A 26,135-nucleotide genomic window follows, 5' to 3' on the forward strand; every position below is an offset into this window, starting at 1 on the left:
GTTTTATATTTCAACACATAGAGACATAGATTTCTTTTTTTCTGAAAAGGCAATTGAAAGAAACTAGTTTCTAACACATAGCTATGTGTTTTGACACAAAGTGAAACGCCTTTACCCGTTTTTAAAATCTATGTTTCTATGTGTTTAAAAAATTAATTAAGATGCAAATCATAAGCGCCTGAAACTTCTGTCGAAACTTCTCCAAGCCAGCCCGCTTCTTGATTAATTGCGGTGTAAACTTTTACGAAATCAATTCCTGGAAGTTTTACATATTTTCCGTTTTTATCTACAGCCCACGAAATGTCAATATCCGAAGCCTCGTCGTTATTTGGAGCATTATCTGCATAACCAAATTCAAACGATTTGCCTACCCAATATGAACCTTCGCCACTTTGATCGTAGAAATTATCGGCTACTCTAGTTCCTTTTAAAGTGTATGAAGCATCGGCAATCCAAAGCGGATAATAATTCTGGTTGTGAAATACATTCTGCACTTTATAACCTGATTTTCCAGCATTGTCTTGCCACTTAATATATTCGTTATCAAACTGCCAAAATTCATTTCCTGCAACAGGAGTTTTGCTCGCATCTGGTTTAAAATAAGTGATTGAGTAGTTTTTTATGGTCGTGTTTTTAAAGTATTCGCTACCAGCGATTTCATACCATTCGTCTTCATCTGGTTTACCGTTTCTATTTCTGTCAAAAGCAACCATAATAATTCCCGGTTCGCAAGATCCTGCACGTGCTTCGTTGGCTTCATTTCCCCAAAAAGCATTTCCTAAAATCTTAAAATCTCGACCGTTCCTATTAGGAATCGTATGATCGAAGCCAAAAACCACATAACCGCCAAAACCGCCCAGCGAAATCATAGATGTATTGGAACCCACAATTGCTTTTTTTGCGGCGCTAATCAGGTTTGCTTCGGTATTTCCTGTCGCATATTTTGGAATTTCATTGGTAAACTGACCGACAGCGGGACGAAAATCAAGAACATTAAAAATATACTTACTGTACGTTTTTGTTTCTTTTAGTACATTTATTGATGAAGAATAAACCTTTACTTCTCCATTCAGTTCTACTTTTAAAGTCAGCGGATAGTTTTTCTCAAACGGGCTGATAAAATCCAAAGCTGTATTTTCTGAAATAATTGAATCTTTAATGCTCCAAGTCAGTTTTGCCGTGTTCGGAAGCGCTGTTGCTATATTCAGCACTTTAAAGCGGTCAATTGTATAGGACTCTTTCAGAACTTCTGCGGGAAGCAAATCTTCTGCAACATTGTCTTTATCGCAAGCAATGAATCCCAAAAAGAGAATCAAAAACAAAGCGATTTTCAAAAGATATTTTTGTATCATTTTTTAGTTTTTAGTTATAAAAGCAATATGAGCAGGAATATTCCCCGCGGTTGTTTTCCATTTTAATTTTCCATCGGGCGTAAAGCAGTAGATATAACCCGTTACCACATAATTTTGAGCATCGGTGATGTAGATTTCTTTAGTCTCTGGATTGACTTGAAGTCCATACGGGATCATGATTTTTTTATCGGTTCCGTCTGTAATAATTTGGTCCGTGATTACTTTTTTAGTTTTGGTATCCAAAATTCCGTAACTCACTTTATTGCTTCCTGTTAAATAGCTCCAAGAAACACTGTAGTAATACAATAAATCATCAACGAGGCAAGTTCCAGAAACAGGAATATCGAGCTGCATTTTCTTTTCATCTGTCTGCGTATCAATCACAAAAAGATTAGATGGCGTGTTGTAGTAATCGCCTCGCGAGCTCACGTAAATATCACCACGACTGTCAATCTGCATGCTATACAAGTTAATGCCAACATCGATTTTTTTAATTTCTGTAAACGTTTCCAAATCAATTACCGAAACCGTTCGATCATAATTTGGAACCCTATAACCGCCAGAATTGGCCACATACAATTTTCCGTTATGAACCACCATTTGTTCCGGCTGATAGCCAACGGTTACTTTTCTTTTTATCTCTAACGAAGTGGTATCAATTTCGGCAACAAAACCAATTTCAGCATTCGGATTTATGGCAACAGGTCCAGAATACGAACTCACATAAGCTTTGTCTTTATAAAAAGCCACATAACGGCAATTTGGAATGTCTATTTTTTTAATGCGTTTTGCTGTCCATTTTTCTAAAACTTCGACTTTGTTAGAACAATTAATAACGGCATAGACCTTATTTCCATAGATTTTAATATCGTTTCCAACATCTCCCAATTCTTTTACCACAGAAGGATTTCGTTCGGAATAAACATCTGTTGTATAATTTCCTGTTCTGTAGTTGAAAACATCCAAACTCGCTCGATTCATTCCCATATTTCCTTCGTTCAGAAGATAAAAACCTTCAATTTTGCCTTCGCTTCTCGGTGCAGCCACACTTACATCTGAAGAAGGAAAAATCGTTTCGTCTTCACGGCAGGAAACTAATAAAACAGCAACACTTAAAGTGAATATTATTTGTAAAATGCTCTTTTTCATAACTCAAAACTGATTATAAATTTGAATGTTCGTCCTGGCATCGGATAATTGTAAATCACTTCATACTGCTGGTTAAAAGCATTGTTGACTTCAATGGCACCATTTAATTTGTAATTTTCGAATGCGAAAGATTTCTGAACTGCCAAATCGTGCGTGTACCAAGGCTGCACTTCATTGACTTTAATATTATTGACATTTCCGTTGTAGCGTTTTCCAACATAAATGAAGCTGTAATTGAAGTTCCAAGATTCGTAACCCGCATTTACAATTCCAGATCCGCTATGCCAAGGCGTATACGGAATCTGATCGCCATAAGATGACATTTCTAAGCCTGATACTTTGGTAAAATCCTGACTTTGAGAATACGTATAAGTCAAGTTTGCGGTTAGATTTACTTTATCGATATGAGTTGCCATATTCAGAACCGTTTCAACACCTTTTCCTTTCACCTGACCAATATTAGTCATCATCCAACGGAATAAATTTCCTGTCGGAGCGGCAATTATTTTATCTTTTGTATTGGTGTAATAGGCATCTGCTTGAAGAGAAAATCGATCGAAAAAACTTTCTTTTACAGGAAAATTGTACGTAAAACCAACATCATATTGGTTCATATATTCTGGTCTCAAAGTGCTCGAACCGACCATGGTATAATACAAATCGTTGAAAGTTGGCATTCTGAAAATGCGTTTAGCGAAGGCTCTTAAATTGAAATCGTATTGCTTAAATGGCGTGTAACCTAAAAATATAGCGGGTGTAAATTCGGTTTTATTGGGTGCTTTGGCATTGTACTTTACCTCTTCGATAACGCGCGTGGCGAGTACATTTCCTAAAACTTTAAAACCTTCATATCGATAAGAAGAGGCAAGAGAAACCAGTGCAGTATATCGCTGAGGAAAAGAAAATTGCGTCTGAATTCCTCTTCTGGTCGCATTTAATTTATTGTATTGAAAATCGGTTGATAATGAAACATCCCAAGTAGATGAAATGCTGTACATATTGACGGCCGAAAAATAAGCTTCCTGCTGAAAATAACTGTCGTCAGATTGTGCGCCTTCAGTTACAGTTTCGCCCAAAACATTCGTGGTATCTCTGGCAATGTAATGGGTGTAATCGTAAGCAAACTTTCCTTTAAGTTGAAATTTATATTTTTCGGAAATGTCTTTTACTAAAGAAGCTTGAGAGAAAAAATTCTTATCGAATTGGCGGAAACCATCTCGAAACTTATTTTCTACAATAGCTCCCGGAGCGCCTCTTTCAGAATCGTAATAATAAACTTTGGCATCCCAAGTTCCTTTATTGAGCTGCCCAAAAAGGCCAGATTCAAATCGCAAAGCTTCAATATCGCTGTTCCATCTCGTGGCTGTAGTGTCGTAAGCAGTGCTTCCGTCTTGATTTTTTCTTTTATAGCGAAATTTATACTGTCCGTTTGATTTGATGTACTCAGAACTTACGCTCCAACTAACTTTATCGCTGAGTTTTTGTTCCCATCTAAAAGAAGGATCATGATAATTGATAGACATTGTTTTGTAACGAACCAGTAAATTTGTTTTCTTATGGCCCGAAAAAACAGGGCGTTTGGTTCGCAAATAAATGATAGAAGCAGATGCAAAGTCTTTGGCTGATTGAAAAATTTCACTTTTCTGGCCATTGTACATCGTCAAAGATTCCATATCGTCAAGCGAATATTTTCCTAAATCGGTTAAGCCATTTTGTGCATTTCCCAACTGGATTCCGTCATAAAAAACGCCGACATGATGCGTTCCCATGTTGCGAACATCAACCGTTTTGAGTCCGCCGACTCCGCCGTAATCTTTAATTTGAGTTCCAGCAAAATAGCGAAGAGCGTCTGCTACATTATGAGTCGCCAAATTTTCGAGCAGAACGCCCGAAAGACTTTGTACCGGAATTACTTCCTGATAAGGTTTTCCTTTTAAAACGACTTCTTTTAAAACCCGCGAACTATCAGTCACGACTTGGGAATGAAGAAAAAAAGGAATCAATAAAATAAAAGCTAAAAACGTTTTTCTACAATTATACATCACGATTTAATTAAATAAACTTTGTGTGATGCAGTAATTATACAACAGTAGTAATCCGGCTAAGAAATAGCAGGTTATTATCTTGTCATCAACTTCATACCACGAAAGTCTTAAACTATGTGATCGTGGCAGGTCTCCTGACTTGTTCCATCTTTAAACGGCCTTCTCATTCGCCGCGGCGAACAATGGCATTAGTAATGTTTAAAGACTTATATAGAACTTACAGTAGCGGGTCTGTTCAGGATTTACACCTGATTCCCTTTTAACTGTTTTTTCTGAATTGAAAAAACAGACCAAAATCAGGCGCAAATATATGACGCAGGTATGGTGTCTGCAAATTAGCGGTCGCTTTTTAATTTTTAATCGTGATTTACCATTTGGCGAAAAAGCATTAATTCCCCTTTATCATTTCTTTTCCAGACATTTATGCTTTTTCCTTTTACATTTCCGTTATTGGCTCCATCACGCCAATCTACATTATAAAAACCAAATTCTACAATTGCTTTTTTGGTAACAATAACTCCAGAAGTCTTAATCGAAATCTGCTCAATCTTTAATGTTCCAGACTTTTCGTGTTCTGTAAAATAAGCTGTAATGTCTTTTTCTCCCGAAAGAATTGGGGTATAATAGGTTAAGTACATAGCATCGGGCATAAACATTTTGGCATGTTCTGCTCCTAGCCTATTCTGAACCAAACTCTTTATAGAACTGTTTCTTCCTATCACTTCTTTTATCAATTTGTCTGATGAAGTGTATTCTTTTGTTGGAGGAACTTCTGCATCATCAATTTCAGGAATAAATCGATCGTCAAAATAGGCATTGGCTCCCCAAATTTCTGCCGCAATTGTGATTTTATTTTTAGAAGCTTTTTTCCATAAAACCATATATTTTCCAGCATACGCATAGGGTTTTAAGTCCTTTAAATGAAGGTTTTCGGTAAAATTGCCAATTTCTAAAACATAATCTTCAAAATCTTGCAATTCTAAAATACTTTTTTGGTAAGAATTGACTTTTGCTTGCGCTAACCATTTTTCGTAAAATGCTGCGATCATCTTCTTTCCGACCCTTTGCCTACTGTGTTCGGGCATAAGTACCGTTTGATCTGTATACAACTTTAGCACTGCCTCTTTATTATTTCCGACCAAAGCAGTTGCGAAAGCAGCATTATAATCTTCAATCTGCTTTTTAAGTTGAGAATCTGTTTTATGCTGTTGCGCCAAAACACTTATTGTCAAAAAAAGAAAAGTCAAAGCAAACTTGATCATAGCCTATTTATTTTTGATTGAAACACAAATATACAACATTGACATTCAGTATTTTAAAAACATTACAACGCATTCAAAAACAACTTTTGCGAAAGCTTATTTTTAGCATAAAAAATCAAAACAGAAAGTTAATTTTTAGAAAAATAACGTCTTTTAAGACAATAATTAGTGCTATAAAATGTTTATATATAAAAGATTATGATGCATCTAATCTTTATATCAACCTCTCAAGATTAATATTTATAAAAATGAAAAAAATACTTTTAATAATTGCCTTTATTTCTTTTTCACTGCACGGTTTTGCTCAGGAACTTGATCAAAAATTCAAACCTATTCCGGCAAAAAATGCACAAAAAAAAGAAGTTATTCCGCCAAAAGAAGAAGCTCCCAAAGAAAATCCGCCTGCACCTATCGAGAAACCCGAACCGCCAAAGGTTAATCCAGACGAATTATTTAAAGATCGAAATCTATACAAACCAGACGCTAATGTTGAAGGTATTTTTTATAGAAGAAATCAGTTTTTGGGTAACATCAATACCACAGCGGCTACTTCGACCATTATGTATCGTGATGCAGCTTTTGTAGACGGCGATAAAGTAAAAGTATATTTAAACGATAAAGTAATTGAGCCTGAAGTTTTCTTGACTGGCGATTTTAAAAGCGTGAAAATAAACTTGGTGAAAGGAATCAATAAAATTGATATTGAAGCACTAAACGAAGGTTTTGCTTCTCCAAACACAGCCGAATTTAAAGTTTATGACGATAAAGGCCAAGTTATTTCGTCAAGCGAATGGAATGTTGGTACGGGTTATAAAGCCGTAATTGTTCTAGTTAAAGAATAAAATTTTCTGACAGAAATCGTTTAAATCATAAAAAAGACTTAAAACTGCTGATCTCAGCAGTTTTTTTGTTGCATATATGTAGTTGACTACGTAGTTTTGTACCTATATTTAATTTACAATACAAATGCACATTCAGCCTGTACAAAATAAGTACGAAAATGAAATCGTAGATTTGATTTTAAACATTCAGCAAAAAGAATTTAATGTTCCCGTAACTTTAGAAGATCAACCCGATTTATTGGACATTGAGAATTTTTATTATAAACCGGGCGGTATTTTCCTTGGCGCTTTTATAGATGAGCAACTAGTGGGAACCATTGCTTTGGTAAAATTTAGTCCTGAAGCGGCGGCCATCAGAAAAATGTTCGTGAAGAAAGAATACAGAGGAAAAGAATTTCAAATCGCTCAGCAATTATTAGAACAATTAATTGCCTATAGCAAAGAAAAAGGAATTAAAGACTTATATTTAGGGACGGTTACGTTATTGCAAGCGGCTTTGCGTTTTTATGAAAAGAATAATTTCATTACGATACCAAAGGAAGCGCTTCCGACTGATTTTCCGTTAATGAGACCGGATAATGTTTTTTGCCATTTAAAACTAAAGTAAAAGAAATGAATATAATTGACGAAATTGGAATCTTAGCCCTATCAACTCGCCTGCAGCGTCTGAGCGAACAATTGCGTAAAGACGGTGCTTTAGTATATAAGTCTTTCGATATTGATTTTGAACCCAAATGGTTTCCTGTAATTTATACGCTACACATCAAAGAAATGCTAAGTGTTGTAGAAATTGCGAGTGAAATTGGCTATAGCCATCCGTCAACTATAAGTTTATTGAAGGAATTAGAAAAACAAAAAATGATCAGTTCTAAAAAAGACAAATCAGACGAACGTAAAAGACTGATTGTGCTTACACCAAAAGGAAAGGAACTTGTGGTAAAAATGCAACCGGTTTGGGCCGTAATAAAAAAGACCTTAAACGAAATTACCGATAACCAAAATAATCTTTTGAGAGCGATTGAAGAAACAGAGCAAAATTTAACTCGTAAAGGTTTTCTTCAAAGAACTTTAGAACTGAGAACTGAGACTGAAAACTAATACCTATTCTTTGCCCGTAATCTTTTTTCTATGATTGTGTCCCCACTTTGCTAGAGAATCTATTACTTCTTTTAAAGTGTGTCCGTATTCTGTTAATTGGTATTCAACTGTTATGGGTTGCGTTTTTAAAACTGTTCGGGTTACTAATTGGTTTTCTTCTAGATTTTTCAGTTCTCTGCTGAGCATTTTTCCTGAAATTCCTTCCACTTCTCTTAGTAAATCCGAAAATCTTAAGGTATTAAAACAAAGTGACGCAATGATGGAAATTTTCCATCTTCCGTTTAAAATATACATCGCATCATGCACGGCCATAATGTGCTGATTGCATTTTTTAGGATCGTGCTTCAGTTCTTTTATCATGTCTTATCAGTGGGTTACCTCGATGTTACAGTTACTTTTGGTAATCGGATGACAAAAATACACTTAAAGTGTTTACATTTGAACACAATTTTAAAATAAAAGAAAATGGCCTTAATAGATGCATTAAAGTGGCGTTATGCTACAAAGAAAATGAACGGACAAGCGGTTCCACAAGAAAAAGTAGATTATATACTTGAAGCTGCAAAACTTGCACCTTCTTCTTCTGGACTACAGCCTTACAAGATTTTTGTTATTACAAACAAAGAATTGAAAGACAAACTTAGAGCGGTAAGTTTTGACCAAAGCCAAGTTACAGATGCTTCTCACGTTTTGGTTTGGGCGGCTTGGGATGGCTATAGTCTAGAAAAAATCTCTGCTGTATTTGACAGAACAATTGCCGAAAGAGGAATTCCTGCTGATGCAATGGATGAGTACAAACAAAGACTTTGGGGAATGTACGAGCCACTTGGACAAGAATGGCACGCTAACCATGCTGCAAAACAAGCGTACATTTCGTTTGGTGTAGCAATCGCAGCAGCAGCCGAGCAGCAAGTAGACGCAACTCCGATGGAAGGTTTTATTCCTGCTGAAGTAGACCAGCTTTTAGGTTTAAACGAACTTGGATTAAAAAGTGTTTTAGTATTGCCTTTAGGATATAGAGATGATGCTAATGACTGGTTGGTTAACTTGAAAAAAGTAAGAACTCCGAAAGAAGATTTTATAACAGAAATCAAGTAAAATATTATTTTTTACTTAATTAAGAATGCTTTTGAAATGGCGCAATAACGCTTTTTCAGAAGCATTTTTCGTTTAAATATTTCATTTTCAAACCCAAAGAGAATTCAGTTAAAAAAATAGAAAAACCCATTTTATAAAGGCAATGTTATTTTTTGACATTTGTCTGAAAAAAGGTACGCAATACGGATAATTAAATAATATTGTATCCCTAATTTTGCTTTTATCCAAAATAATTCAATCTATTTACAACAACTAAAATTCTAAAATTATGTCAGATTTTTTAACGAAATTTGGGGAAGACCTAAAAAAGAACGTCCCTGGGTTCATCGCAGTTTCTGTAGCTGAAATTGCAAGCGGTATGTCCTACTATTCTCAATCTGTAGTGGCAGATTTTGATCCAGAATTGGCATCAGCTTATAATCTTGAAGTCGTAAAAGCAAAAAAGAATGCTATTAAAGCTTTAGGGCTACAAGAACAGGTTATTGACAATATTATGATTACCTTAAGTTCACAAATTCACATTATTGATGTTTCTGACAATCAGGAATATTTTATTTACCTGGCCGTAGATTCTACAAAAGCCAATTTAGGTATGACAAAATCTATCCTAAACAAATACAAAAAAGAAATCGCAGCTAAATTATAATCACAATTTTGCCCTGCTATAAAAAGGAATATTCCAAATCTGGAATATTCCTTTTTATTTTTTAGGCATGCTATTCATTTTTGTGTTTCGCATAAAAACAGCTTAAAATCATTTTATTCTTCAAAAACTGAATATATGTCGCTCCGCTGGAGCTTTTTTGATGGTACTATTTTTTTTCTACCAATATTGAGCTCCGATGGAGCTCTTTCTGTTGTTTGCAATCGTCCTAGAGGGACGAAATATTGATAAAAAAAATGCTAGCGACATTAAAAGAGCTCCAGCGGAGCTCCATATTTATAGCAGAAAATTAATCAGGCGAATATAAAAAAGCTCCAGAGGAGCGAAATATCGGTAGAGAAAGCATCATCAAAAGCTCCAGAGGAACAAATTATTGGTAGAAAAAGAATTAGCGTCATCAAAAGCTCCAGAGGAGCTCCATATTTATAGCAAAAAATTAGTCAGGAGAATATAAAAAAAGCTCCAGAGGAGCGAAATATCGGTAGAGAAAGCATCATCAAAAGCTCCAGAGGAGCAAAATAGCACCAACCATCGCCCGAGGTTTGAGCCGTGAATAAAAAATCAAATTTTTCACCTCACCATATTCTCTTTTCTTTAAAATATTCTATATTTCCAAAAACAAATTTAGCATTGCATTAATGGAATTACGCGCATATTTTGAGAAATATTCTGACGAGGCAACCTGTATCGAAGAGCTCAAAAACAAACGTTTAGAAAATGGCCTTTTGTGCAGAAAATGTGGCCATGATGCGCATTCTTTTAGACAAAGCGATTTAAAATTTCAATGCCGAAAGTGCGGTAGCCGTATTAGCCTGCGCTCGGGAACTGTAATGGAAAATTCAAATCTACCCATTCGTTATTGGATGATTTGCATCGAATTGATGACTCTCTCCCACAGAAAAATGTCGATCCTTAAAATTCAGTATTTATTAGGACATAAAAGGTACGAGCCGATTTGGCTGATGGTTCAAAAAATTCGATTAGTCATGAAAATTAGAGATGAAAAATACATCTTAAGAGCCTACTCTGAATTTGATCGCGAATTTCTTCAGAAAATTGATAAACTAGCTTTGCAGAAAAAAGAGAAATGTGAGATGTTGTAGAGAGAGGGGAAGAGGAAAGAGGAAAGAAAAAAGATGCAAGATTTTGAGATTGAGATTTAAAAAGGCCACAGATTATAGAATTAAAAAAGATTTAGAATTCCTTTAATCTACAATCTGTGGCTTTTTAAATTTTATTGATATATCAGAACTTTGCGCGAGGCCTCCCCAAAAGCCTCACGACGCTCAGTCCGATAATCTGATATCAATTATCAATTATCAATTATCAATTAAAAATTTATTTCTTCTTATTCTTTTTCGCTTTAGATCTTTTTGCTTTGTTTTTTGCGATTTTTTTTGCTTTGGCTTTATCCTTTGCTTTTTTTGCTTTGGCTTTCTTCTTCGCTTTCGCTTTTAGTTTTGCTTTTTTCGCTTTGGCTTTCTTTTTATCTTTTGCTTTTTCTTTTTTCTTAGCCCCTTTTTTCTTTTTCTCTTTTTTATCTTTTTCTTTCATCTTTTTATTCTTTTTAGATTTCGATTGGTCTTGGTTTTCATCAGATGTTTCTTCGTTAGCTTCAGATACAGCTTCTTCCCCTATTTCTGTTTTCTCAGCTTCTGCTGCGGTTTCTCCTTCAGCTGAAACCGATTTTACTGCTGGTTTTCTCGGAGCTCTTTTAGGTTTTGATTTTGATTCTGAAGTCTCTGTCACAGCCAATTCTGTATCTGAAGCCGAAGTGTTTTCTTGCTGATTTTCTTCATTAGAAATGACTGCAGCAGTTTCTACCTCCTGATCGATTTCATTAGTATGGTTTTCTTTTGCCATTATTCTGTTAATTTTAAGAAATTAATTAAATTTATTTCGGATTAAACTAATTTTTAATGTTATTAAATCATTAAATTAACATCAAAAAATAATAAACAAATATAGATTGAAAAAGGTATTCGCCAATGTTAAGTTTTTCATCGCCACAAAAAACAGCTCACATTTACTTAAAAATCAACAACTTACCCAATGTTAAGTTTTTCATTGCTGTTTTTTAGAAACTTAAAACAGCTTTACAGGCTTTTTAGCACTTCGTTCTTTTCAAAAAAGGAATAGTAAAATGCATAATTTCGTTTTAAATTTGATACAATGATCAACGATTTAGCATACCAATACATTGAACCCAGCCAAAACCTTTCGGATTTTGTGGATAGTTTTTGGTGTATGGAAAATAAATCGGATGAAACACTAGAAACAATTGGCCTTCCTGACGGACGAATTGATTTATCACTAATAAAAACTGCCAAAACACCTTTTCAGATCCGGCTTTTAGGTTTGGGGACACAGCAATATGAAAAGGGTGAAATTCCTGCCAATAGCCGTACATTCGTCATTAGCTTTAAACTTCTCGCTGCTGAATACATTTTTCGCGAAAGCATTGCTGGCATTCTAAACTCAGGCAAACTGCTTTACAATGATTTTTGGGATTTTCATGAAACGGATTTAGACAATTTTGAATTGTTTTGCCAAAAAGCTTCTGCAAAAATCGAATCTTTCATAGTGCAACATATAGATCATCGAAAAGAAAAACTGTTTAGACTCATTTACGAAAGCAACGGAAATATGACCGTTAAAGAATTATCGGAACAATCTTATTGGAGCAGCCGTCAAATAAACCGATATTTTAATCACTATTTTGGCCTTTCACTAAAAGTGTATTGCTCTATTCTTCGCTTTCGTGCTTCACTGGAGCATATTGCAAAAGGAAAACTTTTTCCAGAAGAGAATTTTTCAGATCAAACCCATTTTATAAAAGAAATCAAGAAAATTTCAGGTTCGTTGCCCAAAGTGCTTTTTCAAAACAAAAACGACCGATTTATACTATTATCAGCTCTTTCGTCTAAATAATTTTGCGACATAGATTTTAAACACAAAACTATGTTACTAAAAAATAAACAGGTTGCCATTGTAGGCGGCGGTATGGGCGGTTTGATGCTAGCTCGCCTTTTACAGCTTCAGGATATAAATGTAAAAGTTTACGAAAGAGACCTCAACTCAGAAGTTCGCGTGCAAGGTTCTCCGTTGGATTTGCACGAAGATTCAGGATTAATTGCTATGGAAAAAGCGAATTTATTAGATGAATTCTACAAAAACGTTCGCCCAAATGCTAGCAAAGCTCGAATTGTCAATCAGAATTTTGAGTTGAAATTTGATGAACACAATATTCGCAAAACGGTTTCTGAAGAAACTTCAAATGCAAAACAAGATTCACTGCAAGATATTGCCAAACCACGACCAGAAATAGATCGTTCAGAGCTTCGGGCTGTTTTAATGCGTTCGCTTTTGCCAGAAACGATAGTTTGGAATAGTCAATTCCTTTCTACGGAAAAAGAAAATGATGGCTGGCGCCTATTCTTTAAAAATGGAGCAACCGTTTATGCTGATTTGGTAATTGGCGCAGATGGAGCAAACTCTAAAATTCGTCCTTACTTAAGCAGCCAAAAACCCATCTATTCGGGCATTACCATGATTGAAGGCACAATTTATAATGCCAAAGAAAATGCTCCCAAACTTTTTGAATTTTCTAAAGGTGGAAAAGTGCTGGCTTTAGGCAAGGAACAAACGATTATGTACGGCACAAAAGGAGATGGCTCATTAATGTTTCTTTTGAGCAGTAAAATTCCTGAAAACTGGATTGCAGAAAATAATTTAGATTTTAAAGACAATCAGAAGATTTTTGACTGGTTTAAAGACGTTTATCCTGATTGGAGTTCTAAATGGTATGAACTGTTTACGAGTTCTGAGTTGCATTTTATACTGCGTCCGCAATATTATTTCCCTCAAAATCAGTCTTGGGAAACGCAAAAAAACATCACTATTATTGGAGACGCCGCTCACCGTATGCCTCCCTTTGCTGGAAAAGGTGCTAATCTGGCGATGCTTGACGCTGTTGAACTGGCCCATTTTTTAACTCATAATCCATTTTCTGATATAAAAACTGCTATTTCTTCTTTTGAAAAACGAATGCTCGAAAGGGCTTCAGAAGCCTTAGAAAATACCTTAAAAAACGGTGCGCAGCTGCATGCTGAAAATGCTTTGGAAAAACTACTTTCTATATTCAATAGGTCAGTTTAATCTTAATTGTTTTTATTTCAATTACTTACATTTTTTATTTAAATTTACAAGTACCTGAAAAAATGCTACACTAGTAATTACACACCAATATAAGTTTAACTAACAAATTTATACCATGAGGCATTTTCTACTTCTTCTCTTTTTTGCTGGTTGTATCTATTCTTCTTTCGCACAGAAAATAGCAGATTCTGTCCCGAAAAAAACAAAAGATAAGAGAATCGAACTGAGAGTAATGCCTTATTTAAGCTATAACAGAAATCTTGATTTTATGTTTGGCGCAATTCCGATGGCAATGTATAAAGTGAATCAAGCTGATACTATTTCGCCAAAATCATTGTCGGGAATGTCGGCAATTTACACCACTAATAAATCTTATTTTATAGCGCTTTTTAACAAATGGTATTTGAATGAAGATAAATGGCGTTTGAAACTTTTCTTTTTTACAGGAAATCAGAATTCGCAGTTCTACGTTGATGATATTGATCAGCCTGATTTTTATGATTACGGAACCAAAACCACTGTTTTGAGTGTTGGCGGACAGCGCAAAATTGTAGGAAGGTTTTATGGCGGACTTTCTTATACGTATGCTCATTACAATACGGTTTACGAAGACAATATTTCTCCTGCTTCGGTTTCGCACAGCAATGCAATCGTTTTTAATTTGTTATATGATACGAGAGATGCCGTTTATTATCCTACTCAAGGTTACAAAATTAGAATGGATTGGTCTACGTATCCCAAATTTATGGATAACGACCTTGCCTCTAACCGAATTTCTTTTCAAGCCAATAAATATTTCCAAAATCGCGATGGCAAAGATGTGATTGCAGCACGTTTTTATGGCAAGTTTGGTCTCGGAAATGTTGCTTTTGAACAGCAAAGCACCATTGGCGGAACAGACATTCGCGGTTATTCTGAAGGAAAATATAGAGGTTCGGGCTTAATGGACATACAAGGAGAGTACCGCTACAATTTTGCAAAAAAAATGGGTTTGGTTGGATTTTTTGGTATTGCCACCATTTACGGTTCTGACACTCCCAGCTTTGATTGGAAAATGTATCCTGGAGGAGGTGTTGGCTATCGATACAATCCGTTTAAAAAATCAAAATTTAATGTTGGTTTAGATGGTGCAGTAGGTAAAGGAGACTGGGGAATCTATTTTAGAATAGGCGAAGCGTTTTAATTTATAAAAATAGGTAAGGAAGCTCTAAATCTTGAATTTAGAGCTTTTTTTGTTTGTTTCTATCTCCTTTTTTGCATGTTTCACATACTTTTTCTTGTTTCATTTTATAATATGCAACATCGAAAAAAATATTCCGAAGCTATCTTTCTTTAATTTTGAGTATCCCAGATTTTATTTTAACCTCTATCCAAATTAATGCTTAAAACAATTTATTAATTTAAGGTGGTTATCTATTTTCATGTGCTGCCTTTTTATCCCGATTGCTTATGGCACAATTTTACTTTTCTTGGAGAATTTACGCTTTATCGAAAAAACTGGCTTTTGCTGCAATTTTAATTTTACTTGCCACTTTCCAATCCAATGCGCAAAACTGTAGTGTAAATGCTGGAGTACTAAATATAACTATTTGTGAAACCGATGCATTAGTTTTAACTGGAAATAATCCGACTCCAATTATTGGTACGGTCAAATGGACACAAATTTCGGGTCCGGCAGTAACCATTAATTCTCCAACAAGTTCTACCACGACAGTTTCTGGATATACTGGAGGCAACACTTATATTTTTAGATACAGCGCAACCTGTGGCGATGGAGTACTGTCTTATCAGGACAAAGTAGTGAATGTAAAACCTATTACAAAGGCAAATGCTGGTGCTAATATTGCCAGTTGCCCTAATAATAACGGAACATTGGCCATTATCGCAAACACGCCTCAAAATAGTGGAGAAACGGGATTTTGGGAGATTGTAGGCGCAAATAATGCTGGAGTTGTGATTAATTTTCCAAATTCAGCAACCTCAACAATTACTTTACCAGCCACAAACTGTGGCGTGAGTACGCTGCAATGGGTTATTGAAGGACCTGAATTTGCCCCTGGCCAACGTTGCCGAACCACATCTCAAATTACGGTAACTAATTATGGAGGTGTAAAACCAATTTCTGCAGGTCCAGACCAAACTTTAAGCAATTGCTACACTACAACACAATCAACCAACTTAAGTGCTACTTATGGAGGCTGCGGACTTAATGGACAAAGCGGACAATGGACATTTGTTTCGGGACCAAATACTCCAACCATAGGCAATCCAAACTCTAACAATACAAGTGTGTCCAATTTAGTGCAAGGAACTTATACTTTCAGATGGACCGTTGTAGGACCATGTGCTTCAGGAAACGACACAGTAGTAATCAATGTTCCTGCAGCAACGCAAGATGTAACGAAACTGGCAGGAGGAGACGAGAATATATTCTTTTGCGATAATACGGTAAATCAGGTCACACTTATTGCTCAAACGCCTTTATACGCGGGAGAAACCGTAGCTTGGTCTCAGGTTTCGGGAGGTGCTGGTGCTGTAATTGTTTCGCCAACAAATCCGACCACTTTGGTTACAAACATTTCCTCTGCGGGGGCTCCTTATCGCTTTCGCTATACGCTTACCAATAACAATACAGGCTGTATTTTCACCAAAGATTATATCGTACAGTACAATGGCCCAACTAGAACTATTGTAGCAAATAACGGAAATGATATTGTTGGAAGCTGTAATGCGACCGTATTTACCATTCCGCTTGCTGTAACAGGAACAGGCTCCAATCAATACCGAATTGTAAGCGGTCCTGCCCTTTCACCTTTAGGCCCATTCCCTACTGCCTTGCAGGATGTTGGAAATTCTCTTACTCTAACCCTTACAGCACCTGGAGATTATACCGTCGAATTTATAAGAAAACAAACCGGAGCTTTAACGGTTGAATGCGATTATGGCTTTGATACTTTGAATGTCTTGGTTTCTGGCGATCCTACTCCGTCCAATGCCGGAACCGATGTCAGTTTGCCCTGCGGTGATACAACAACCGTTTTATCAGGTGTAAGCACCGATGACGGATTGCATTTTTGGAGTCAGCTTAGTGGTCCGAACACAGCCGTAATAGCTGATAATTTTGCTATAGACACACCTGTAAGCAATCTGATCTCTGGAACTTACGTTTTTCAATATATTACAAAAGGCGGTGGCGCCACGTGCGGATTTTCAGTAGCTACCGTTACAGTTTATGTTTCAGACACTTCTATAGACAATGTAGATGCTGGACTAGATCAGGTAGTTTGTGCAGACTCACACGTACCTCTTAATGCAGCAGAGCCCGAACCAGGCGAAATGGGAACATGGAGTCAGATTTCAGGGCCTAATACCATCACATTTTCTGATGTCAACGACCCCAAAGCTATTGCATCGGGTTTTCAAACCATAAGTTCATCGTATGAATTGCAATGGACGGTCTCTTATTCGCATCCAGGTCCTTCCTGTGGCGCATCTGTTTCTGATACAGTGACCATTTTTACAGATAATAGTGTGGCCCCTACCACATCAAATGCAGGACCAAACGCTTGTTATACCTCAGGGACAACCACTTTTAATTTGAGCGGAAATACACCTGCATTCGGGGAATTTGGTATTTGGACTGTAACACCTTCTACAGGAGTTGTATTTGCTGACGATAGTGACCCTAATACAATGGTAACTGTTCCTGGAAACGGAACTTATGTTTTTACATGGTCCATTACTTCAAGACTTAGATCTTGTCTTCCTAGCGAGAGCAGCGTATCTATTACGGTTGCCGAAACTCCTCCTGCTGCCGATGCAGGTCCAGATCAGGAAACTTGCGGCAATACCATAACAATGGCAGCCACACAAAGCACTGGGGCAATTGGAACATGGACTAGAATTTCTGGGGTTGGAAATTATACTATCAGCGACATTCATGATCCTCATGCCGTATTTACCTTTACTTATAGCGGCTATTACATATTCAGATGGACAGTTGATGCTAATATTTGCGGTCAGGCATTTGATGATATTAATCTTACTATTGGTATTCCGCCTCATCCTGCGGCGGCAGGGCCAGACCAAAATGTCTGTAACAGTACTAGCGTAACTATGGCTGGAAATGCTTATGATAGCTTCTTCGAATTGGGACAATGGTCTGTACTTACAGGCGCTCCTAATCAGCCTACAATTGCAGACCCTTCAGATCCTAATACCGTAATTAACGGCCTGGTTGCGGGTACGTATACATTTAGATGGACTATCACTGCCAAAAGCATCTTTTTATGTCCAGGTAGCTTTGACGATATGGTGGTTGTGGTCGATCCAGCAGCAAATGCAGGACCCGATCAAACACATTGTGATGTTACTAGCGTGCAGCTTATTGCCAATGAAAATTCAACTGGAACTTGGGCACTAACCAGTACTACAGGAAACCCAGCTGATGTTGTAATTACCCAATCGCCTCCTAACAGCTATATTGCCAATGCAACTGTAGTTCCAGGAAACAGTTATGTTTTTACCTATACCATCAATACGAGTACATTTCCTAACGGCGCTAGCTGTCCAGGAACTTCAGATTCTGTAAATGTAACTATTTATAATGGTGCTAGTATAGATCCTGATGCTGGACCAGACCAGACTTTATGTATTAATGATGTTGGCGGTATTGCTACGATGAGCGGAAATACTGCCCCTCCAGATGTAACCTTATCGGAATGGCGATTTGTTTATCAGCCAACAGGAAGCGTAGCTGTTATTGACAATCCGACATCACCTTCAACAACCGTTTCAAGTTTAACCGTTCCTGGACTTTATATCTTAGAATGGGTGTTTGAAAGCAACAATTGCCGATCTCTTTCTGATATTGTCCGAATAGAAATGAATGCACCGCCAAGTGCAGCAGACGCAGGGCCAGACGATGCTGTTGCTTGTCAGACCACCTATAAAACTGCAGCCGTTCCTCCTGCCGTTGGTATTGGAACATGGACATTTGAATCGCAGCCTACTGGAGGAAATGCCGTAATTGATAATCCAAACAGCCCCGTTACTACTTTATCTAACATAAATGAATTGGGTACTTATGTCTTAAGATGGACTGTAACCAATGGCACTTTTACTGCTCCTTCTGCTTGTGCGCCTACTTCAGATTTAGTTTCTGTAACTTTCAATGATGTACCACCATCCATTGCCAATGCTGGACCCGATCAAGAGCTTTGTAATGCAACAAGCGCTACAATGAATGCTGTAACAGTAACATCGGGCGTAGGAACATGGACACAAGTCTCTGGACCAAATACAGCTAGTATTGCATCGCCAAATCTTGAAAATTCCTTAATTCTTGGATTAATACCTGGTGTTTATGAGTTTAAATGGACAGTTACCACGGCCGCTTCCACGAGCTGTATTTCTGAAGATAATGTGCTTATCACGATATATGATAAACCTTCAACTGCCGAAGCGGGACCAAACCTAGTGATGCCTCAGTTTTCTACCATCACTATGAATGCCACAACTCCAACAGTTGGAACAGGAAGCTGGAAACAGCTTTCCGGACCTAGTACAATTGGTTTTGCAGATCCCTCAAATCCAACAACAGCTGTTACGGGAACAATTCCTGGTCTTTATACACTTGAGTGGAGTGTAACCAATGGAAATTGCCCTCCTTCATCAGATACGATGACGCTTTCGATACTGGCTATTGCCGATTTAGAATTGACTAAAACGGTAACGCCAACAACTGGAAGTGTTGGTGATGTGGTTACTTTCAATATAAATGTTTTTAACAATAATGCACAGGGCGGCTCTGCCACTGCGACTAATGTTGCTATACGCGATTATATTCCGCTAGGTTTTGCTATAGTTCCGGGATCTGTCACCTATTCAGGAGTATACAATGTTGGTGACAATACCATTACGTGGAGCGGCCTTACCGTACCTAGTGGCCATATTATCCCTTTACAGTTTAAAGCCACTATTCTCTCCACGAGATCTTATGTTAATACAGCAGAAGTTATTGCTTCAGATCAATACGATCCTGATAGTACGCCAAACAATAAAAATCCTAATGAAGATGACCAGAGCAGTGCGGCAATAGTTCTTGACGTAGCCGATTTGTCACTTAATAAATCGGTTTCACCTACTACTGTGAGTATAAATGACAATGTTATCTTCACTATTTCGGTTACCAATAGCGGACCAAATAATGCTACCGGCATTACGGTATCAGATAAACTGCCTTCTGGTTATACTTATGTGAGTGATAATGGCGGCGGAAAATACGACAAAACCACAGGCATCTGGAATATTGGCAATCTTAATAACGGAAACACCATAACACTTCAGATAACAGCAAAAGTAAATGTAGCCACGGCCGCCAATTATGTGAATGTTGCCGAAGTACAGACAGCCAAACAATTTGATCCAGACAGCACACCTGGAAATGGACTTCCTGAAGACGACATGAGCAGTGCTACCGTCACTTTAAAACAAGCCGATTTAGAGCTTACCAAAACCGTTTCTCCAACCTCTGCTGCAGCAGGAGATCAAGTTACTTTTACACTTCATCTTCTTAATAACGGACCAGGAAATGCCACTGGAATAGCTGTAAAAGATGTGATTCCTGAAGGTTTTACAATAATACCCGGTTCGGTCTCAAACAACGGGTTTTATAATGTTGCCAATGGAGATCTTACGTGGCAAAATTTAGCGCTTCTAAATGCCGCTTCACTAGATTTAACCTTTAAGACAACTGTAAATGCGACAGGTCCGTATAAAAATATTGCTCAAGTAACGGCCAGTGACCTTCCCGATCCAGATAGTACGCCAAATAATGACGATGGCGATCAAAGCGAAGATGATGAAGACAATGCTACAATAACCTTTATAGGTCCAACAGCAGATCTTGAGTTAACCAAAGAGGTTGTTGCAGGAAACACAAGTCCTGTAATAGGAACTCAGGTTTCTTTCAGGCTTATTATTACAAATAAAGGCCCAAACGAACCATCAGGTGTTTTGGTGAGAGACCTTCTGCCTTCTGGCTACGAATTTGTTAACTACAGCACTACCGATGGTATTTACGACTATACTACTGGTATTTGGAATGTTGCAACTATTGATGCTGGAGCCACAGAAACTCTTATCATAGATGCAAAAGTACTTCCAACTGGAGATTATAAAAATATTACGGAAGTCATTGCCTGCAGTCTCCCAGATCCCGACAGTACTCCTAACAATGATGACGGAGATCAGAGCGAAGATGATGAAGACAGCGCGATCATAACGCCAATTCAGCCTGCTGCAGACTTATCATTAACCAAAACTGTAAGCAATCCGACCCCATTGGTAGGCTCATTGGTTACTTTTCAGATTATAACCACCAATAGCGGTCCGCAAAATACTTCACAAGTTAGAGTAAAAGACCTTTTGCCATCTGGTTATACTTACATGAATTTCAATTCTACCAGCGGAACTTATGACCCAATAACGGGTATATGGTCGTTAGACATATTAGAAAACACGGAATCTGAAACACTGCAGATAAACGCAACAGTAAATGCTACTGGAGACTACACCAATATTGCCGAAGTAGTAAACAGCAGTATTCCAGATCCAGATTCAACTCCTAACAATGGCGATCCAACAGAGGATGATTACGGAACGGCAACCACAACTCCGATCCAGCTAATTTCGGATTTAGCTTTAACCAAAACAGTAAACAATCCAACGCCTGTTGTGGGATCTCTTGTTATTTTTAAAATTCTTGTTTCCAATAATGGTCCTCAGGATAATACTGGAATTAAAGTTAAAGACTTGCTTCCTTCTGGATATACATTCAATGGAGTTACTGTCACTACAGGAACATATGATCAGACAACGGGAGTATGGACAATAGGAAGCTTGCCAAATGGCAATTCTGAAACGTTACAGATTGTCGCTACAGTAAACGATTCAGGCGATTATCTTAATATTGCCGAAGTGATAGCAGCAGATCTTCCCGATCCAAACTCCACTCCTAATAACGGAGATCCAACAGAAAATGATTATTCGTCAGCAAGTACAACTCCTGTAATACAGTCTTCTGATTTATCAATAACCAAAACAGTAAACAATTCTACCCCTATTATAGGCTCTCAGGTTACTTTCGAGATTATATTGACCAACAATGGTCCAAATGATAATACTGGAATCGAATTAACCGATTTGCTTCCTTCTGGATATACTTTCGCTGGATTTAACAATTCAAAAGGAACTTATAATCCTTTAACGGGATTATGGACGATCGGTAATTTAATAAGCGGAAACTCAGAAACACTAGAAATTGTCGCAACAGTAAATCCAACAGGAAATTATCTGAATGAGGCAGAAGTTACCGCGGCAGACCTTCCTGATCCGAATTCAACGCCAAATAATGGGGTTACAACTGAAAACGATTATGCTTCTGCTTCTACAAGTCCGATACCGCAAACTTCTGACCTTTCCTTAACCAAAACAGTAAGTAATCCTACTCCTTTGGTTGGGGCATTAGTTAATTACAGAATTGTAGTTACTAATAATGGTCCAAATGATAATACAGGAATTCAGGTAACCGACATACTGCCATCTGGATATACTTTTGCCTCATTTAGCACTTCAAAGGGAACTTATGATCCTGCAACGGGAATTTGGACAGTAGGAAACTTATTAAATGCAAATTCAGAAACCTTGCAAATCTACGCGACTGTAAATGCTTCTGGAAACTACACCAATATTGCCGAAGTAACAGCAGCAGATCAACTGGATCCCAATTCAACACCAAATAATGGAGTTCCAACAGAAAACGATTATGCAACAGCAACAACAGTTCCTAACCCATTATCGGCCGATTTATCACTGACTAAAACAGTAAATAAATCGAACCCATTAGTTGGTACACCAGTAACTTTTGAAATTATCGTAACTAATAATGGACCTCAGAATACAACTGGAGTTCAAGTTACCGACTTACTCCCATCTGGATATACTTATAGCAACTTTACTGCAACAAAAGGAACTTATAATAGTGCAACAGGTAGATGGACAGTTGGTTCTTTAATAAATGGAGATTCTCAAACATTACAACTTACAGGTATTGTAAATGCTTCTGGAAATTATACCAATATTGCCGAAGTTACAGCCAGCAGTTTGCCAGATCCAAATTCAACTCCAAATAACGGAGTTACAACGGAAGACGATTATGCCTCTGCAGCAACCACTCCTGTTCTTCCAATTGCAGATTTATCTTTAACCAAAGCTATTGTAGGCAGTAATTTCAGTCCTGCCTTTGGTTCAACAGTAACTTTTGAAATTGCTGTAAAAAATGATGGTCCGCAAAATGCTACTGGCGTAAAAGTTAAAGACTTGCTCCCGAGCGGTTATACCTATCGTGTTTACAGCGCCACACAGGGAAATTATTTTGAAACTACAGGAATTTGGGATATTGGAACTATAGTCGCAGGCACTAGCGAAAGCCTTCTTATTTCTGTTGAAGTAAACAGAAATGGAGACTACAACAATACGGCCGAAGTTTACGCATCAAACGAATTTGACCCTGACTCTACTCCTAACAACGGTGTTGTCGGAGAAGACGATATGAATACTGTATTTTTGACACCAGTTCCTGCAGTTGCCGATCTTTCCTTAATAAAAGAAGTAGTCAATAATAATCTTACTCCTGCGATAGGATCACGAATATCTTTTTCAATAACGGTTTCTAATTCGGGGCCTAGCGTTGCAACAGGCGTAACCATAAAAGACATACTCCCTTCTGGTTACACCTATGTATTCTACAATTCAACATCTGGAAGTTACGATCCCGCAACTGGAGAATGGAATCCCGGAGTAATTTTACCAGGAAACAGCCACACATTAATCATTACGGTATTGGTAAAAGCGCCAACAGGAACTGCTAATGAATATTTAAACATAGCAGAAGTAATGACTTCCAATCAGGCAGATCCAAACAGTACGCCTGGAAATGGTGTTCCAACAGAAGATGATTACGATAGCATTGCAGTAACACCGCAAATTATTATGGCTGACCTTTCTTTGAATAAAAGAACGCTTTCTGGAAATGTAGTGCACGATGTTGGAAGCACCGTAATATTTGAAGTTACCGTTACTAATGATGGTCCTGGAAATGCTACAGGCGTACAGGTAAAAGACCTTCTGCCTTCTGGATTTAACTATTCTACTTATACTGCCACAAGCGGTGTATACAACAACGTAACAGGAATATGGAATACAGGAACCGTAAATGCAGGAACCACCCAGACACTGCAAATCTATACAAGAGTAAACAAACCTTCGGGACAAAGTGGAGAATACACCAATACTGCCGAAGTAATAGCAAGTGATCTGCCAGATCCAGACTCTACACCAAACAACAATATTCCGACCGAAGACGATCAGGACAGCATTACCATACAGGTAAATGTTGCCGATTTGAGCCTTGAAAAAACAGTAAGCAATAAAAATGCAAATGTAAATGAAGTGGTAACCTATACCCTGCAAATTGGAAATGAAGGTCCAAGTCAAGCCACTGGAGTTTCGGTAGAAGATATTATTCCGTTAGGATTAAAAAATCTAACCAATATCAGCAATGGAGGAATTTTTAGCATCAACACGATTAGATGGGAGAAATTGACCATTCCGGTTGGCGGACTTACTTTAACCTATCAGGCTACGGTAGTTTCAACGGCGGGTCTAGAAAACTCAGATTATGTCAATATCGCTCAGGTAACAGCGAGCGATCAATTTGATCCTGATTCTACACCAAATAATGATAATGGTGACCAAAGCGAAGATGACGAAGATTCTGAATCTATCAATATTCCAGCAACAGATATAGCCATTCGTAAAGAGGTAGACAAAACCGAAGTTCCAATGTATTCTCAAGTTACTTTTACAGTTACAGCGGAAAATCTTGGAAACCTAGCCGCTACCAATGTCGAAATTCAAGATTTGCTTTCAAAAGGCTATTCGTTTGTAAACGCTACAGCTTCTTCAGGAGCTTATAATGCTGCAACAGGAATCTGGACAGTTCCTTCTATTGCAAAAGGTGCGTCGCAAACACTCGACATTACGGTCAAAGTCGTTGATTTTAAAGATTATTTAAATACAGCGCATTTAACCAAACTCGATCAAGTAGACACCAACGCGAGCAACAATCAGGCTAGCGCAACTGTAGCTCCAAATTGCTTGAAGATTTATAATGAATTCTCACCAAATGATGACGGACAAAATGATTATTTCTACATAGACTGTATCGATCAGTATCCGGATAACCAGCTGGAAATATTCAATCGTTGGGGTAATTTGGTTTATTATAAAAAAGGCTACAATAATACTTGGGACGGTAAAGAAGAAAGCTCTTCGAAAACGCTTCCTGAAGGCACCTATTTCTATATTCTTGATTTGGGAGATGGATCTAAAAAAACCTCGGGATGGCTTTATCTGAAATAAAACCGCAGACGAGTTTCGAAAAGAACAGGATTAACCAAAATATATTGGCTATGATTAAAAATATAAAAAAGGTTTTCACGATAATAAGTATACTTTCGGTATATGCTGCCTCCGCACAGCAGGATCCGCAGTACACGCAATATATGTACAATACACTTACCGTCAATTCAGCTTATGCAGGATCTCTTGGTCATTTGGCCATAACAGGCATTTATCGCACACAATGGGTTGGAATTGAAGGCGCGCCAGATACGCAGAGTTTTTCATTAGATACTCCAATAGCCAAAAATTTGGGTCTGGGAATTTCTATAGTAAACGACGAAATTGGGCCTACAGAAGAACAGTATTTGGATGCCAACCTCTCTTATACCATTCAATCTGGACAAACGCATAAACTTTCTTTTGGAATAAAGGGAGGCGGACGTGTTATTAATATCGACTGGACCAAAGGAAGCTATAAAGATCCGGATGCTCAATTTCGTGAAAACATCAATAATAAATTTCTGCCTGTTGTGGGGGCTGGACTTTATTGGCATGGCGAAAGAGATTATGTCGGAATTGCGATTCCAAACTTCATGACAAAAGAGCGCTATACTTATGATGATATTAGCGAAAACCTTGTCAATCAAAGAATTCACTTATACCTGATTGGAGGGATTGTGTTTGATCTCTCGGCTCATACCAAATTTAAACCCGCAGTTTTAGTCAAATATGTAGCTGGAGCGCCTTTAATTGCCGACATCTCAGCCAATTTTATGTTTAATAACGCTTTAACGCTTGGAGTCTCCTATCGTACATCAGATTCTGTGAGCGCATTGGCAGGAATACAGATTTCTCCAATGCTAATGGTAGGTTATGCCTATGATTATACCACAACCGAACTCCAGAACTACAACAGCGGCACACATGAGATTATGCTTCGTTTCGAGCTTGTTTCCCGCAAAAAAGGACTTAAATCACCTCGATTCTTTTAATACAATAGT

17 protein-coding genes and 1 riboswitch are annotated in these 26,135 nt (G+C 37.6%); of the genes, 11 read left to right on the forward strand and 6 right to left on the reverse strand.

Annotation, left to right across the window (positions count from 1 at the left end; translation table 11 throughout):
- Nucleotides 1-152: 152 nt before the first annotated feature.
- The 4 genes from J7574_RS12800 to J7574_RS12815 all read right to left on the reverse strand — a co-directional run bounded on the left by J7574_RS12800 (nt 153) and on the right by J7574_RS12815 (nt 5,808).
- A complete protein-coding gene (locus J7574_RS12800) occupies nt 153-1,352 on the reverse strand; it encodes a cell surface protein (RefSeq protein ID WP_290968797.1) in 1,200 nt (399 codons plus the stop codon).
- Between the two features lie 3 nt (nt 1,353-1,355).
- Nucleotides 1,356-2,501: a DUF5074 domain-containing protein gene (locus J7574_RS12805; protein ID WP_290968800.1), complete on the reverse strand. Its 1,146-nt coding sequence runs from the start codon at nt 2,499-2,501 to the stop codon at nt 1,356-1,358.
- A complete protein-coding gene (locus J7574_RS12810; RefSeq protein ID WP_290968803.1) occupies nt 2,498-4,543 on the reverse strand; it encodes a TonB-dependent receptor in 2,046 nt (681 codons plus the stop codon). Before J7574_RS12810 ends, J7574_RS12805 begins: the two co-directional genes overlap by 4 nt.
- A gap of 109 nt (nt 4,544-4,652) precedes the next feature.
- Nucleotides 4,653-4,856, reverse strand: a riboswitch (cobalamin riboswitch).
- Nucleotides 4,857-4,902: 46 nt separating this feature from the next.
- Nucleotides 4,903-5,808: a DUF4440 domain-containing protein gene (locus tag J7574_RS12815; RefSeq protein ID WP_290968806.1), complete on the reverse strand. Its 906-nt coding sequence runs from the start codon at nt 5,806-5,808 to the stop codon at nt 4,903-4,905.
- Between the two features lie 248 nt (nt 5,809-6,056).
- Between J7574_RS12815 and J7574_RS12820 the strand changes: the two genes are divergently transcribed.
- The 3 genes from J7574_RS12820 to J7574_RS12830 all read left to right on the forward strand — a co-directional run bounded on the left by J7574_RS12820 (nt 6,057) and on the right by J7574_RS12830 (nt 7,748).
- On the forward strand, nt 6,057-6,650 hold the full coding sequence (locus tag J7574_RS12820; RefSeq protein ID WP_290968809.1) for a hypothetical protein: 594 nt from the start codon (nt 6,057-6,059) through the stop codon (nt 6,648-6,650).
- A 124-nt stretch (nt 6,651-6,774) separates the two neighbouring features.
- Nucleotides 6,775-7,257, forward strand: coding sequence for a GNAT family N-acetyltransferase (locus J7574_RS12825; RefSeq protein WP_290968812.1), 483 nt, complete (start codon nt 6,775-6,777; stop codon nt 7,255-7,257).
- 5 nt (nt 7,258-7,262) lie between these two features.
- On the forward strand, nt 7,263-7,748 hold the full coding sequence (locus J7574_RS12830) for a MarR family transcriptional regulator (RefSeq protein ID WP_290968815.1): 486 nt from the start codon (nt 7,263-7,265) through the stop codon (nt 7,746-7,748).
- Between the two features lie 3 nt (nt 7,749-7,751).
- On the opposite strand, the gene J7574_RS12835 is transcribed toward J7574_RS12830, so the two are convergent.
- Nucleotides 7,752-8,108 (reverse strand): helix-turn-helix domain-containing protein, encoded by a 357-nt coding sequence (locus tag J7574_RS12835; protein WP_290968821.1) that lies wholly within the window; start codon nt 8,106-8,108, stop codon nt 7,752-7,754.
- Nucleotides 8,109-8,213: 105 nt separating this feature from the next.
- On the opposite strand from J7574_RS12835, the gene J7574_RS12840 reads away from it, so the two are divergent.
- The 3 genes from J7574_RS12840 to J7574_RS12850 all read left to right on the forward strand — a co-directional run bounded on the left by J7574_RS12840 (nt 8,214) and on the right by J7574_RS12850 (nt 10,613).
- Nucleotides 8,214-8,846, forward strand: coding sequence for a nitroreductase family protein (locus J7574_RS12840; RefSeq protein WP_290968824.1), 633 nt, complete (start codon nt 8,214-8,216; stop codon nt 8,844-8,846).
- Nucleotides 8,847-9,114: 268 nt separating this feature from the next.
- Nucleotides 9,115-9,492, forward strand: a complete 378-nt coding sequence (locus J7574_RS12845) for a hypothetical protein (protein ID WP_290968827.1) — start codon at nt 9,115-9,117, stop codon at nt 9,490-9,492.
- Nucleotides 9,493-10,148: 656 nt separating this feature from the next.
- A complete protein-coding gene (locus J7574_RS12850; protein ID WP_290968829.1) occupies nt 10,149-10,613 on the forward strand; it encodes an IS1595 family transposase in 465 nt (154 codons plus the stop codon).
- A 235-nt stretch (nt 10,614-10,848) separates the two neighbouring features.
- Here J7574_RS12850 and J7574_RS12855 read toward each other — a convergent pair whose 3' ends face one another.
- Nucleotides 10,849-11,373 carry a hypothetical protein gene (locus J7574_RS12855; RefSeq protein WP_290968831.1) on the reverse strand — a complete coding sequence of 175 codons (525 nt, stop codon included), beginning with the start codon at nt 11,371-11,373 and terminating at the stop codon, nt 10,849-10,851.
- Between the two features lie 309 nt (nt 11,374-11,682).
- Between J7574_RS12855 and J7574_RS12860 the strand changes: the two genes are divergently transcribed.
- The 5 genes from J7574_RS12860 (at nt 11,683) to J7574_RS12880 (ending at nt 26,126) form a co-directional block, all read left to right on the forward strand.
- Nucleotides 11,683-12,441: a DUF6597 domain-containing transcriptional factor gene (locus J7574_RS12860; RefSeq protein WP_290968835.1), complete on the forward strand. Its 759-nt coding sequence runs from the start codon at nt 11,683-11,685 to the stop codon at nt 12,439-12,441.
- Between the two features lie 30 nt (nt 12,442-12,471).
- The gene (locus J7574_RS12865; RefSeq protein WP_290968837.1) at nt 12,472-13,668 is read left to right on the forward strand and encodes an NAD(P)/FAD-dependent oxidoreductase; all 1,197 of its coding nucleotides are present in this window, start codon (nt 12,472-12,474) and stop codon (nt 13,666-13,668) included.
- 115 nt (nt 13,669-13,783) lie between these two features.
- Nucleotides 13,784-14,851 (forward strand): BamA/TamA family outer membrane protein, encoded by a 1,068-nt coding sequence (locus J7574_RS12870; protein ID WP_290968840.1) that lies wholly within the window; start codon nt 13,784-13,786, stop codon nt 14,849-14,851.
- 266 nt (nt 14,852-15,117) lie between these two features.
- A complete protein-coding gene (locus tag J7574_RS12875) occupies nt 15,118-25,152 on the forward strand; it encodes a gliding motility-associated C-terminal domain-containing protein (protein ID WP_290968843.1) in 10,035 nt (3,344 codons plus the stop codon).
- 50 nt (nt 25,153-25,202) lie between these two features.
- Nucleotides 25,203-26,126, forward strand: coding sequence for a type IX secretion system membrane protein PorP/SprF (locus J7574_RS12880; protein WP_290968846.1), 924 nt, complete (start codon nt 25,203-25,205; stop codon nt 26,124-26,126).
- Nucleotides 26,127-26,135 lie beyond the last annotated feature (9 nt).

This window comes from Flavobacterium sp. (assembly GCF_017744675.1).
Lineage (GTDB): Bacteria > Bacteroidota > Bacteroidia > Flavobacteriales > Flavobacteriaceae > Flavobacterium.